12 protein-coding genes are annotated in these 12,495 nt (G+C 69.0%); 7 read left to right on the top strand and 5 right to left on the bottom strand.

Annotated elements, in window-relative coordinates; all coding sequences use genetic code 11:
- Position 1: 1 nt before the first annotated feature.
- On the top strand, positions 2-919 hold the full coding sequence (locus tag HUA78_RS24970) for a glycosyltransferase family A protein (protein WP_174454553.1): 918 nt from the start codon (positions 2-4) through the stop codon (positions 917-919).
- A 176-nt stretch (positions 920-1,095) separates the two neighbouring features.
- On the top strand, positions 1,096-2,124 hold the full coding sequence (locus HUA78_RS24965; protein ID WP_174459745.1) for an ROK family protein: 1,029 nt from the start codon (positions 1,096-1,098) through the stop codon (positions 2,122-2,124).
- A 76-nt stretch (positions 2,125-2,200) separates the two neighbouring features.
- On the opposite strand, the gene HUA78_RS24960 is transcribed toward HUA78_RS24965, so the two are convergent.
- The 4 genes from HUA78_RS24960 to HUA78_RS24945 are packed head-to-tail and all read right to left on the bottom strand — an operon-like array spanning position 2,201 to position 5,654.
- A complete protein-coding gene (locus HUA78_RS24960; RefSeq protein WP_174477310.1) occupies positions 2,201-3,301 on the bottom strand; it encodes an acyltransferase in 1,101 nt (366 codons plus the stop codon).
- A 13-nt stretch (positions 3,302-3,314) separates the two neighbouring features.
- Positions 3,315-4,277, bottom strand: a complete 963-nt coding sequence (locus tag HUA78_RS24955) for a glycosyltransferase (RefSeq protein ID WP_174459743.1) — start codon at positions 4,275-4,277, stop codon at positions 3,315-3,317.
- Positions 4,274-4,549 carry a hypothetical protein gene (locus HUA78_RS24950; RefSeq protein ID WP_174459742.1) on the bottom strand — a complete coding sequence of 92 codons (276 nt, stop codon included), beginning with the start codon at positions 4,547-4,549 and terminating at the stop codon, positions 4,274-4,276. Before HUA78_RS24950 ends, HUA78_RS24955 begins: the two co-directional genes overlap by 4 nt.
- A gap of 7 nt (positions 4,550-4,556) precedes the next feature.
- Positions 4,557-5,654 carry an acyltransferase gene (locus HUA78_RS24945; RefSeq protein WP_254613956.1) on the bottom strand — a complete coding sequence of 366 codons (1,098 nt, stop codon included), beginning with the start codon at positions 5,652-5,654 and terminating at the stop codon, positions 4,557-4,559.
- Positions 5,655-5,953: 299 nt separating this feature from the next.
- Here HUA78_RS24945 and HUA78_RS24940 point away from each other — a divergent pair, with 299 nt between their 5' ends.
- From HUA78_RS24940 to HUA78_RS24920, 5 genes are all read left to right on the top strand, one after another.
- The gene (locus tag HUA78_RS24940; RefSeq protein WP_174459741.1) at positions 5,954-7,438 is read left to right on the top strand and encodes an MraY family glycosyltransferase; all 1,485 of its coding nucleotides are present in this window, start codon (positions 5,954-5,956) and stop codon (positions 7,436-7,438) included.
- A gap of 8 nt (positions 7,439-7,446) precedes the next feature.
- Positions 7,447-8,472: a nucleotidyltransferase family protein gene (locus tag HUA78_RS24935; protein WP_371745655.1), complete on the top strand. Its 1,026-nt coding sequence runs from the start codon at positions 7,447-7,449 to the stop codon at positions 8,470-8,472.
- 109 nt (positions 8,473-8,581) lie between these two features.
- Positions 8,582-9,553, top strand: a complete 972-nt coding sequence (locus HUA78_RS24930) for a nucleotidyltransferase family protein (RefSeq protein WP_174454560.1) — start codon at positions 8,582-8,584, stop codon at positions 9,551-9,553.
- 102 nt (positions 9,554-9,655) lie between these two features.
- The gene (locus HUA78_RS24925; protein ID WP_174454561.1) at positions 9,656-10,957 is read left to right on the top strand and encodes a UDP-glucose/GDP-mannose dehydrogenase family protein; all 1,302 of its coding nucleotides are present in this window, start codon (positions 9,656-9,658) and stop codon (positions 10,955-10,957) included.
- Complete coding sequence (locus HUA78_RS24920) at positions 10,954-12,144, top strand: acyltransferase (RefSeq protein WP_174477308.1); 1,191 nt, start codon at positions 10,954-10,956, stop codon at positions 12,142-12,144. Before HUA78_RS24925 ends, HUA78_RS24920 begins: the two co-directional genes overlap by 4 nt.
- A 10-nt stretch (positions 12,145-12,154) precedes the next feature.
- Here the strand turns inward: HUA78_RS24920 and HUA78_RS24915 are convergent, their stop codons facing one another.
- Positions 12,155-12,460 (bottom strand): hypothetical protein, encoded by a 306-nt coding sequence (locus tag HUA78_RS24915; RefSeq protein ID WP_141645546.1) that lies wholly within the window; start codon positions 12,458-12,460, stop codon positions 12,155-12,157.
- Positions 12,461-12,495: the final 35 nt, after the last annotated feature.

Here is a 12,495-nt window from a genome sequence, read left to right as displayed (position 1 = left end):
CATGCCCTTCTTCTCCGTCGTCATCCCCACCTACAACCGGGCGCGGCTGCTGGAGCGGACGCTGGCCTCCGTGTTCGCGCAGGAGGAGCGGGACTTCGAGGTGCTCGTCGTGGACGACGGCTCCCAGGACGACACGCTGGAGGTCCTCGCGCGGCTGGGTGAGCAGGTAAGGGTGCTCCAGCAGTCCAACGCGGGCCCCGGCGCCGCGCGCAACCTGGGCATCCAGGCGGCCCGTGGCGAGTACGTGGTGTTCCTGGACAGCGACGACCTGTGGTTCCCATGGACGCTGGCGTCGTACCGGCAGGTGCTGGAGGAGCACGGTGCGCCGACGGTGGTGATGGGCACGTCGGTGTCTTTCAGTGGCGAGGAAGAGCTGGCCCGGGTGGCTCGGGAGCCCGTGCGGGCCTCGCTGTTCACGGACTACCTGGCGAGCGCCCTGGACCGGACGCCGCGCACGGCGTGTGTGCTGGCGGTGCGGACGGAGGCGCTCAGGCGGGTGGAGGGTTTCACGCCGCTGCGCATCGTCGCGGAGGATTATGACCTCCTGTTCCGGTTGGGGACCGAGCCGGGCTTCGCCTGGGTGAGGACGCCCGTCATGGTGGGCTACCGAAGGCACGACGGGTCCGAGTCGACGATGCTGGAGTCGAGCCACCAAGGCATGGCGTATCAGCTGATGCAGGAGCGACTGGGGCGCTATCCCGGCGGGGGCGAGCGGAGGCGCGAGCGACTGGAGATGTTGCTCTATGCCACGCGGCACGTCTCGCACGTGCTCGTCGAGCACAGGCGGATGGACCTCGCCGTTGACTTGTATCTGCGCGGCCTGCCGTTCCACCTGGAGGTGCCGCGCTGGCGGTACCTGCTGGGCTTCCTTCCGAAGGTGGCGGTGACACAGGTGTTCCGGCGCCTCAGGGGGCGTTGATCGAGGCCGCGCGGGCCCGCCCTCCCGAGCGACTTCCGTGTCGCCGCACGGTCGCACGCTCGCCCTGACCTACCGCTGCGCCAACGACCTGTCAGGCGAGCGGGTCGCGGAGGTCGAGCCGAGACTGCGCATCTTCCATGGGACGTGCGCATGCGCGTGGTTGCCGGAGGCACGACATGGATGAGGTTCGGTCGGTGGGAACGGGGAAGGCTCGCGGAGGGCCGACCCCTGGCACGGCGAAGGCTTGGGGTGGCATCGACCTGGGCGGAACCAAAATCGAGGCGGTCATCATCGATGAGACAGGCAAGCCGATAGGCCATGCGCGCCATCCGACGCCGGTGCAAGGCAAGCCGGAGGAGGTGGTGCGGGAGATGTATGGGACGCTGGAGGAAGCGGCGGTGACGGCGGGGTTGTCCTCTCGGCGCCTCGAGGGTGTGGGAGTGGGGGCGCCCGGCGCGGTGGATGCGAGGGCGGGGACGCTGGCCCGGGTGAGCAACGTGGGGCGTGGATGGACGGAGCCCTACCCCATGGCGAGCGACCTCTCGAATCTGGTGCACGGCCGGGTGGTGTTGGGCAACGACGTCCAGGTTGCGGTTGTCGCGGAGTATCGCCTGGGGGCTGGGAGGCCCTATCGATCGGTGCTGGGGGTGTGGTGGGGCACGGGCGTGGGCGGGGGGCTTGTGTTGAACGGGGTGCCCTGGCGAGGCCGTGGAGCGGCGGGCGAAGTCGGCCACATGGTGGTGAAACAGGGTGGGGCTCGCTGTGGTTGCGGACGGTACGGGTGCCTGGAGGCGTATGCGGGGCGCGCGAGGATGGAACGCGAGGCGCGAAAGGCCGAGGAGGAGGGCAAGAAGACGGTCCTCTTCGAGATGATGAAGAAGAAGCAGCGCACGCGCCTGACGAGCAGCATCTGGAAGAAGGCGCTGAAGGAGAAGGACCCCCTGGCCACGAAGCTCATTGAGCGGGCGCTGCGGATGATGGGCGTGGGGATTGCCTCGGCCATCAATCTGACGGACGTGGACGCGGTCATCCTGGGAGGTGGCCTGGGCACGAGGCTGGGCGAGGAATACGCGGACCGACTGCATGAGGCCATGCGTCCCCACATCTTCATGCCCGGGCGTCAGCCCCCCGTGCTGGCGGCGGAGCTGGGAGAGCTGGCGGGAGCCATTGGTGCGGCCCTGCTCACGGAACCGCCGATGAAATAGCGATTGCCTGCTGTGCTTGCGAGTTGAATCGCACGCAGTGCAGTCTGGAGTTGCGAAAAACGCCAGGCGCTCGATGCTACTGCCCGTACCACGTCCGGCCAGGAGTCGAGGCTTTGGAGTTCAAGGGCTGTGATGGTCGTGTTTGTTGTTTGCCGAGCGCGATGGCTGGCTGCTCGATGTATCTCCAGGACATCATCGCAAGCAGGAGCGTGACAGGGAGGGACAACGCCGCGTTCCACCACCACGGCATGGGGCCTCCCAGCATGGCCGTGACGGTTTGCTGCACGGGAAAGGCGTAGATGTAGAGGCCATACGAGAAGTCCCCGTGGCGTCCGAAGTGCGCGAGCCTGCTCGGGAGGAACGCGAGGTACAGCACGAGGTACGCGCCACAGGAGCCGATGGCGACAGGGAGGCCCTTGCCCGCCATCGACGTGGCGGTGAGCACCAGGACACAGGCCACCGCGAGCCATGGACTCATCCTCACGCGCTCTCTCCAGAGATAGAGCACCAGGCCCCCTCCGAAGTAGAGCCCGAGGACCGGCCAGAAACCCAGGCGTCCGATGTGCAGGAAGGACAGCACCGCCGTGACACACCACCCGGCCAGCGCCAGTTCCTTGCGCAGCAGTCCCGTGACTCCCAATCCCAGCACGAGCAGGTAGAAGCCGACTTCGTACTTCAGCGTCCACAGCGAGCCATTGACGGCGCTGGGATACACGTTCCCTTCGAACACCCCGGGCAGGTTCCACTGCGGATTGATGAGGGTGAAGTTGCGCAGCAGGAAGCGGTACGTGTCGGGCGCCGTGAAGTACTCACCCAGCGGGTAGGTGGTGAACGCGGCGCCGAGCACGAGCGTCGTCAGCAGGAGCGACACCGCCAGCCCCGGGAAGATTCGCAGCGTGCGCGCCAGGACGAAGCTTCGGACGTCGCGCGTCCGCTCCCAGCTTCGGGTGATGAGGACCCCACTGATGACCAGGAACACCGCCACGCAAACCAACCCGAGCGAGACCTGGCCGTGGGTGAAGACGGTCAGCGGCTCGGGGCTCCCCTGAGGGCCCTCGCCCAGCGGAAAGGAGTGGCTGAGGATGACGCCCGTGGCCGCGGCGAAGCGCAGGAAGTCCAGGTTGTTTCCCCGGCCTTCGAGACACTCACTCAACGTGGGACGTGGCCGGGGCGCCATGGGGGAGGGCTGCTCAACGCGTCTCGTGGAGTTGGGGATACGGCCCCTGCACCTGCGCCCAGCGACTCGCCAGCACGAACAGAATCTCTCGCACGGAGTCTCCCCGGAACGCGAGCACGGGACTGGCGAGCCCGGCACCGAGCAGCCGCGCAAACGCCTTCCAACGCGCCATGCCTCCGGAGCGCCGTCCCAGATAACGCGCCTGGAGGGTCTGCTCGCTGCGCACCACGCCCACGATGAGTCGGAAGAAATAGCGCGTCTCGAAGCGCGAGCGCGGAATGACGTGCCACACCTTCAGCGCGGGAGCGTAGAGCCGACGATGGCCTGCCTTGCCGAGCAGGAAGCCCAGCTCGATGTCTCCTCCACTCAGGAGTTGGTTGCCGAGCCGATCCGGCATGAGCTGCTCCGGCGTTCGCCACGGCACGGCCTCCAGGACGGCCGCGCGCCGCAGCCACAGCCCGGCTCCAATCGTGGGTGCGAGCGTGGCTCCCGCCCCGAAGTCGACGAGGTCATCCCCCATCCGGTGATTGATGGCGAGAAGATGCTCGCGCCGGGAGATGCTGGGCGGAGGCGGCGTCTCGTACTGGGGATAGATCCGGGAGACCACCACGCCGACTGCCGCGTCCTCGAAGTGCGCCAGCCCGTCGGCGAGGAAGTTCGGCTCGGGGATGTTGTCGTCGTCCAGGAAGCAGATGACCTCGCGCCGCGCGCTGTGGATTCCGCACAGGCGCGCGAAGAGCAGCCCCTGGCGGGCTTCATGGACCACGCGCACGTCCACGCCTCGGCGACGCAGTCCCGCGACGGCCGGGCTGTCTTCCACCACGCGCGCCGTCCCGTCCGCCGAGTTGTTGTCCACCACCACCACCTCGAAGCACGCGCTCGGCGCCTGCTGCGCGAGCAGGGCTTGAAGCGGCGCTTCCACGCGCCTTGCTCCGTTGTAGGTGGGGATGACCACTGTGACGCCCGCTGAACTCATCGACGTGCCTCGGACTCACGAGGACGCGCCCAGAGCAGCCCGTTCACCTCGCCACTCCAGAGGCCAGGAGTGACTTCATGGCCCAGCGCTTCGAGGGTCTGCTCGCACCAGGCCTTGCCGTCCGGCCTCTCCCGGGTTCGATGCCACTCCATGACGAGCGTGCGAATCCGCAGGCGCGCGAAACGTAGGTCGCGGCGACCCAGCGGCAGCGCCCTCCAGGCGAGGTACCGCGGCTGGCTCAGCGACGTCAGTCGGTCCCTCAGTCGTGCCATGGTGTTCCTACGGGGACAAGACGCCCGGCGGGAGCGCCCCACGCGTCAACAGCCAGTCTCGCAGCTTGAGGCAGGGTTTCTCCACCGTGACATAGGTCACCCAGGCCACGCCCAACGTCAAGGCGAGGTACGCGAAAAGGTCCAGCCCCCAGGCGCCCAGGCTGGTGCCCAGCCGCTCCACCACTCGGACCAGGAGCCCATGCCAGAGGTAGGCGCCGTAGGAGAGCAGCGCGGTCTGATAGACGCCCCAGCGCAGGCCGCGTGGGAGCTGGAGCGACTCGATGCCCACGAGCACCGCGCCGAAACCCACCGCCAGCCCGGCGAAGATCCAGACATGGCTCGACGTCGTCACGATGGCGCCGTAACGCCCCACCGTCAGCGCCAGCACCCCCACTCCCGCGAGGGCACACGCTGTTCGCCGGTGCCGAGACCAACTCCTCCACGTGGGCGCGGTCCGGGCCAGGAACACCCCGATGCCGAGCCCGTCCAGGTGCAGCTCGGTGGACCAGGGCGCGAACGTGGAGAGGCCCGTCACGGGCAGGTCCGCCGGCAGGTTCCTCGAGAAGAGCCAGCGCGCCACGACGCTCACCACCATGGGTGCCAGCCACGCCCAGGCGGGCCAGCGTCGCCCCCCCAGCGCGAAGGCGAGCAGCGGCAGCACGACGTAGAAGTGCTCCTCCACGCACAGCGACCAGCTCTGCACGAAGTCGCGCGGCATCGTGAAGTTCTGGAGGAAGAGCGCGTAGTGCCAGCCTCCGCCCACGAAGGGTGTGCCCACCGTCCAGGGCTTGAGCGCGTAGAACGCGAGCACGACGAAATACAGCGGCAGGGTGCGCATCCAGCGCTTCAGCCAGAAGGTGCGCAGCCGGGAGCCCAGGGGAGGTTCGCCATCCTCGGCGAAGACCTGCCGGCCGACGAGGTATCCCGAGAGGACGAAGAAGAGGTCCACGCCCATCCACCCATGCGCGAAGGCGAAGCGCACCGGGAGCGGCACGGCGTCATGGATGACCGCGGGCGCGTGGAAGACCAGCACTCCGAGGATGGCGAAGGCCCTCAGGACATCCAGCCCATCCATGCGCCGCGCGGAAGCAGTGTCGGCGCTCAACGCGTGACTCCGCGCGGTTGACGCTCGCGGGCTCGTGGGAAGGGGGAAGACCTGGTGGGGCACATGCGGGTGGTGGGTGCATTGTGTCCCCCGTCCCCGGGGCGTCAACAACGGACCGCGAAGGGCCTGGCCGCAGGGCAGGCGTGGCACTGAGGTCAGCCATGACACTTCCAGGCCGCGCCAAAGCCCGCATGGTCGCTCGCTGGGGGACGACTCGGGCGACATCGGGGTGTCGGACAGGAACGCTCATTGACGCGCCGTGACGCTCACCGTCAGCATGGTGGGAGCGGCCCTTCTCGATGATCACCTTCTTCGTCGCGTTCCTTGTCTCGTTGATGGTGGCCCTGGGCCTCACGTATGTCGTGCGCAACCAGGCGCTGGCGTGGGGTTGGCTGGACCAGGCCAACTCGAGTCGCAAGGTCCACGTCCGGCCCATCCCTCGGCTGGGTGGAATCGGCATCGTGGCGGGGTTCTTCGCCCCCCTGTGCGCGCTGTTCCTGGTGGACTCCGGCGTGGGACACCACTTCCGGCTCCACACCGAGCTGATTTCGGGCCTGTTCATGGGGGGCGCGGCCATCGCCGCGCTCGGGCTGTATGACGACCTGCGAGGCGCGGGCGCACGGCTCAAGTTCAGCGTGCAGCTCATCGTGGCGCTCGGGCTCTACCACCTGGGCTTTCGCATCGAGGTCATCGCCAATCCGTTCGGCCCCGAGCTGACACTGGGCGCGCTGAGCCTGCCGTTCACCGTGCTGTGGATGGTGGGCGTCATCAACGCGCTCAACCTGATTGATGGCCTCGACGGGCTCGCGGGCGGCGTGGCGTTCTTCGGCGTGAGCACCAACTTCATCCTCGCGCTGTCGCGAGGAGACGTGCTGCTGTGCCTGCTGATGGCGGCGCTCGCGGGCGCCATCCTCGGGTTCCTCGTCTTCAACTTCAACCCGGCCTCCATCTTCATGGGGGACACCGGCAGCATGTTCCTCGGCTTCGTGCTGGCGGCGGTGGCCATCAAGACGAGCACCAAGAGCGGCACGGCCGTGGCCATGCTCGTGCCGGTGATGGCGCTGGGCCTGCCCCTCATGGACACGCTGCTCGCGGTGGTGCGCCGCTCGCTCCTCGGGCGACCGCTGTTCAGCGCCGACAAGGAGCACATCCATCACCGGGTGATGAGCCGCATGGTGCTCAGCCACCGCTCCGCCGTGCTGGTGCTGTACGGCCTGTGCGGCCTCTTCATGTTGACGGCCCTGGGCCTCAACTTCGCCAACAGCGCGCAGAGCGCCTTGCTGTTGTGTGGCATGGGCGTGGTCATCGCGGTGATGATGCGCAAGCTGGGCTATCTGGACCTGGGTCGCGCGGGCGACATGCAGCAGCGCCGCCAGAGAAACATCCGGCTGCGCTCGCTGGTGAAGGAGGTCATTGGCGCCGTGCGCGAGGCGAGGTCCCTTCAAGAGGTCTGGGGCGCCGTGCGGCTCCTATCGGAGGTGCTGGACGTGTCGCGGCAGGAGCTGCGCTTCCAGCACCTGCGCGACGGACTCCTGGACGGCGTTGTCTTCGAGACCCAGCGTGCCGCGGGCCTGTCGATGCCCTTCGAGCTGCGCCTGGAAGTGAAGGACGAAGAAGTGGTGCTCGGCTCGCTGCTGCTCGTCTGGCGCGATGGCCGCACTGCCATCGACCGGGACGAGGAGCTGGCGCTGGAGCTGGTGGCGGACGCCGTCGCCGAACGCGCCGCGAGGCTCCTGGCGGTGGCGGATGCCGACCCCGCGCGCGTCGTCGTCCTGAGAAGATGACCACGACGGTGGGTTCAAGCGCTCTCGTCGCGCTGCTGCGCTCCTGGCCCCTGCCCCCCGCGAGAGGGGCTCCCGAAGGCGACGAGGCCACTGCCTTCGTGCGCGGGGCCGTCCGCCACGGGCTCGCCGGGTTCGTGGCTCACGCGGTGGGGCAGGTGGGTTGGGAGCTGCCCGCCGATTCGGGCGCACTGTTGCGCCGCGAGTCCCTGACGGGCGCGGCCCGCTCGCTCCAGGTGAAGGCCCTGCTGCTCAAAAGCCTGGAGGCCCTGGCCTCCGAGGGCATCGTCCCCGTGTCGCTCAAGGGGTACGGACTGGCGCTGCGGCTGTATCCGGACCCGCTCCAGCGCGCCACCCGCGACGTGGACCTGCTGGTGTCTCGGAGCGAGGTCGAGACCGCCGTGCGCATCCTCACCGGGCTGGGACTGACGGCGCGTCCGACGCGCGATGGGCGCCACGCGGACATGGACTCGCACCACCTGGAGCTGGAGGGAAAGGCGGGGCTCGTGGAGCTGCACTTCCGTGCCCTCGCGGGCTGGGGACGGACGCTGGAAGGTGATGCGCTGGTGTCGCGCGCGGTGGAGGGCGCACTGGAGGGCCAGCGGGTGCGGTGGCTCTGTCCCGAGGACGAGGCGGTGTACCTGGCCCTTCACGCGAGCCACCACTTGTTGCAGCGCCTGGCGTGGCTGTTCGACCTGAAGCTCCTGGCGGCGCGGGGACTGGACTGGGACCGCGTCGTCGAGGGGGCTCGTGGAACGGGCCTGCCACAGCTCGTGTTTCACGGCTGGGAGGTCGCGAGGAGGCTCCTGGGCGCACCGGTGCCGGAGGCCGCGCTGGAAGCCCTGGCGCCTCCCTGGTGGCAGCGGCGGCTCGCGCGAAGGTTCTTCACGGAAGAACGACTGGTGGAAACGGAGCTGGTGCGCAGCCGGCCGCGCTGGATGGCGGCGAAGCTGCTGCTGGCGCCCGAGCCGGGGGCGATGCTCCGCTATGCGCTGCGGCGCCTGGACACCGCGATTCGCCCCCCTTCGGACAGATGAACCGTCGCCCCCAGGGGCGGGCCTTTGTCCTGTGTCCACCACGCCGTCATCCCGTGGGGCTCAGGCAGTGATTGCAGGCGATGCGGTGGGCCCGTTAAAGGGGGCCACCATGCCGCTCAGCCTGCTCGACACCTTCCGCGTCCTCGCCTCGTTCGAACCACCGCGAGGAGCCCTCAAGGGCGCGCCCTGGGAGGAATACGTCGACTGGGCCATCGCCCAGGGCCTGGCCCCGCTGGCGGCCTACAACCTGGAGTACCGCCTGGGCGCCAGCGCCGCGCCCGAGTGGGCCCGAGACAGGCTGCTCGCCATCTACCAGGGCTCCGTCAACGACAACGTGATGAAGCTCGTCAACTTCAAGCAGGTGGTGGACGAGCTGCAAGGCCGCAAGCTGGTGCTCATCGGCTCCGCCGCCTTCGCCGAGGCCCTCTACCCGCACATCGGCTTCCGCCCCGTGCTGGACCTCCAGCTCCTCATGCGCCGCATGGACGTGGACGGCTTCGCGGGCTTCCTCTCCAACCACGAGTTCAAGCCGGAGACGGACACCTCCCACAGCGGCGCCACGAAGCTCGTCTCCGACGGGCGCACCGCCATCTACCTCTACTCCGACATCCTGGGTCCCCAGCGCCGCGAGCAGACCGCCGGCATCATCGAGCGCGCCAAACCCATGAAGGTCTACGGCCCGTCCATGTTCCGGGCCGACCTGGAGGATTCGGTCCTCCTCGTGTGCCTGGAGCACGCGCGTCAGGGGTATGACGTACCCTGGCTGTCCTTCATCGACCTGCGAGAGCTCGTCACCGGCGCCAAGTGGATGGGCGGCGTGTACTCCCGGCCGCTCGACATCCCCGCGCTGCTCGCCCGGGCCGCGGAGTGGCGCCTGGAGCGCGCCCTCTACACGTCGCTGTCCATCGTCGCCCGGCTCTTCCCGGAGGCCGCCGCGGAGGCCACCGCCGCCTTGCCGCCGCTGCGTCGGGCGACTCGGGAGCTGCTGGACCGGACGGTGGTGGGTCCAGTCAGCACCCCCGGGCGCACTTCGGCTCTCAGAGGGTTGGAAAGAGTGCGCCGTCTGCTCACGGGGCAGTGAGGCTGCCCGGCCGCTGTGCGGGCCCCTGGGACGGGCTTTCTTTCCGAGCGCGTCCCGGCGTATGAGTTCTGGTCAAGACACCTCCCCACTGGGACTCTTTCAATGCGTATCGCCATCATCGGAACGGGCTACGTCGGCCTGGTCGCGGGCACCTGCTTCGCGGACTCGGGCAACGACGTCACGTGCGTGGACATCGACGAGCGGAAGATCCGGATGCTCCAGGCGGGCGAGGTGCCCATCTACGAGCCCGGCCTCGAGGAGCTCATCAAGAAGAACGTCCGCGAGAAGCGCCTGTCCTTCACGCGCGACCTGCCGGAGGCGGTCTCCAACGCGCACGTCGTCTTCATCGCCGTGGGCACGCCCGAGGGTGAGAGCGGCGACGCCGACCTCCAGTACGTGCTGGCCGCCGCCGAGCAGATTGGCAAGGCGATGAAGCAGTACACCGTCGTCGTGGACAAGAGCACCGTGCCGGTGGGCACCGCGGACAAGGTGCGCGACGCCATCCGCAAGGTGACGAGCGTCGAGTTCGACGTCGTCTCCAACCCGGAGTTCCTCAAGGAAGGCGCCGCGCTGGACGACTTCCTCAAGCCGGACCGCGTCGTCATCGGCGTGGACTCCGAGCGCGGCCGCAAGGTCATGGGCGAGCTGTACGCGCCCTTCGTGCGCACCGAGAACCCCGTGCTGTTCATGGACACGCGCTCGGCGGAGCTGACCAAGTACGCCGCCAACGCGATGCTCGCCACGCGCATCTCGTTCATGAACGACATCTCCGCGCTGTGCGAGAAGGTCGGCGCGGACGTGGACTTCGTGCGCAAGGGCCTGGGCTCCGACAAGCGCATCGGCTACCCGTTCCTCTTCCCGGGCGTGGGTTACGGCGGCTCGTGCTTCCCCAAGGACGTGAAGGCGCTGGGTGCCACCGCGCGTGAGTTCGGCCTGGAGCTGGACCTGCTGCGCGCCGTGGAGCGCACCAACGAGCGGCAGAAGAAGCTCCTGGTGAACAAGGCGACCAAGCACTTCGGCGGCTCGCTGGAGGGCAAGAAGTTCGGCGTGTGGGGCCTGGCCTTCAAGCCGAAGACGGACGACATGCGCGAGGCGCCGTCCATCGACGTCATCGAGGGCCTCATCGGCAAGGGCGCGTCGGTGGTGGCGCACGACCCGGTGTCCACGCACACCGCGAAGCGCGTCTTCGGTGACCGCATCCGCTACGCCAGCGTGCCGTACGAGGCGCTGGAGGGCGTGGACGCGCTCTTCGTCGTCACGGAGTGGAACGAGTTCCGCCACCCGGACTTCGAGCGCATGAAGTCGCTGATGAAGGCGCCGGTCATCTTCGACGGCCGCAACGTGTTCGACCCGGTGCGCATCCGCGAGCTGGGCTTCACGTACTACGGCATCGGCCGCCGGTGAGCCGAGGCGGTTCGCTCGATGCCCTGACGGGGCTGCGTTTCTTCGCGGCCCTGCATGTCGTGTTGTTCCACTTCGCGCGCCCGGCCCTGGAGCCGGCGCCGGAGTGGCTGCGGAACTTCGTGGGCGCGGGCTACTCCGCCGTGGGCGTCTTCTTCGTCCTGTCCGGCTTCGTCCTCGCCTGGAACTACCTGGACGTCGACGGGCGGATGGAGACCGGGACGCGCGCCTTCCTCGTCGCCCGTGCCGCCCGCGTCTATCCCGTCTATCTGCTGACCTTCCTGCTGTCCGCGCCGCCCACCGTCCTCGCGTCGGTGGCGGACAACGGCTGGAAGCTCGCCTGCGTGAAGCTCGCGGTGGGCGCGGTGGCGACGCTGGCGCTGGTGCAGGCCTGGGTGCCCCGGCTGACGCTGTACTGGAATCCCCCGGGCTGGTCCGTGGCGGTGGAGGGGTTCTTCTATGCCCTCTTCCCCCGGCTCGCGCGGTGGCTGCCCACGCTGCGTCCCTCGCGGCTGCCCATGTTGATGGGCGCGGTCTGGGTGCTGGGGCTGACGCCGCCGGTGCTCTACCTCGCGCTGCGGCCGGACGGGCCGGGGGCGCTGGACGCGCACTCGGGAGGCGTGTGGCTGTCGGTGGTGAAGTTCACCCCGCTGGCGCGGCTGCCGGAGTTCCTCTTCGGGGTGCTGCTGGGCTGGTGCTTCGTGCGCGAGCGCGCGGCGGGTGGGACGAAGGGCTCGGGCGCGGTGCTGGCTTCAATCGGCGCGGCGCTGCTGGTGGCGGCCGGCGCGGCGGGGGAGTGGATTCCCTATCCGCTGATGCACAACGCGCTGCTGGCGCCCGCGTCGGGGCTGCTGGTGTACGGGCTGGCGCGCGGGGGAGGGTGGCTCGGCTGGGGGCTGTCGCGCCCGCTGGTGGTGCACCTGGGGGCGGCGAGCTACGCGCTGTACCTGCTGCAGTACCCCGCGGGCGAGGCGGCCATGAAGCTGGAGCGCGTGCTGTCGCCCTGGGTGGACCTCAACACGCCGCTGGGGTGGTTGGGCTCGGTGCTGCTCTTGGCGGTCCCGACGTCCGTGCTGGTGCACCGGTACGTCGAGACGCCGCTTCGCTCCCGGGTGCGCAAGGCGCTTCAGCCCTGGGTGGACGCGGAGGGTGCTGCTGGCGCGGCCCGGACTGGGGTGTCGGGGGCCTGAGCCAGCCACGTCAGTCGACGCCGCCCGGACGGGCGATGCCGCACTCGCGCTTGCCTTCGGGGGTTTCAATCTTCTTGCAGTCGCAGCCCTCGAGCTTCGCCTCGCAGACGACCTCGTCCTCGGGCGTGGGCTCCACGCGGCTCTCGTCGAGCGAGGCGTTCTGGAGGCACAGCTCCTTCTCCACGGAGTTGATGGAGCAGTCGCACAGCTTCTCGGACAGCTCGCGGCAGGCCCCCTTGCAGCCGGTGAGACCGGACAGGGTGGAGCAGAGGAGGGCGGCGGTGAGGAGGAAGCGGCGCATGGGTGCGGCGAACATGCCAGAAGGTCTTCCGGATGCAAGCCAACTCCGGG

It is taken from the genome of Myxococcus sp. CA033, assembly GCF_013336625.1.
Classification (GTDB): Bacteria; Myxococcota; Myxococcia; order Myxococcales; family Myxococcaceae; genus Myxococcus; species Myxococcus llanfairpwllgwyngyllgogerychwyrndrobwllllantysiliogogogochensis.
The sequence above is the reverse complement of the archived record's forward strand: the minus strand, read 5'-3'. Positions and strand labels throughout refer to the sequence as shown.

What these genes read in the sequence shown, in the direction of transcription:
- HUA78_RS24970 (WP_174454553.1), top strand. Translation starts at nt 2, where the DNA reads ATGCCCTTCTTCTCCGTCGTCATCCCCACCTACAACCGGGCGCGGCTG.
- HUA78_RS24965 (WP_174459745.1), top strand. Translation starts at nt 1,096, where the DNA reads ATGGATGAGGTTCGGTCGGTGGGAACGGGGAAGGCTCGCGGAGGGCCG.
- HUA78_RS24960 (WP_174477310.1), bottom strand. Translation starts at nt 3,301, where the DNA reads ATGGCGCCCCGGCCACGTCCCACGTTGAGTGAGTGTCTCGAAGGCCGG.
- HUA78_RS24955 (WP_174459743.1), bottom strand. Translation starts at nt 4,277, where the DNA reads ATGAGTTCAGCGGGCGTCACAGTGGTCATCCCCACCTACAACGGAGCA.
- HUA78_RS24950 (WP_174459742.1), bottom strand. Translation starts at nt 4,549, where the DNA reads ATGGCACGACTGAGGGACCGACTGACGTCGCTGAGCCAGCCGCGGTAC.
- HUA78_RS24940 (WP_174459741.1), top strand. Translation starts at nt 5,954, where the DNA reads ATGATCACCTTCTTCGTCGCGTTCCTTGTCTCGTTGATGGTGGCCCTG.
- HUA78_RS24930 (WP_174454560.1), top strand. Translation starts at nt 8,582, where the DNA reads ATGCCGCTCAGCCTGCTCGACACCTTCCGCGTCCTCGCCTCGTTCGAA.
- HUA78_RS24925 (WP_174454561.1), top strand. Translation starts at nt 9,656, where the DNA reads ATGCGTATCGCCATCATCGGAACGGGCTACGTCGGCCTGGTCGCGGGC.
- HUA78_RS24915 (WP_141645546.1), bottom strand. Translation starts at nt 12,460, where the DNA reads ATGTTCGCCGCACCCATGCGCCGCTTCCTCCTCACCGCCGCCCTCCTC.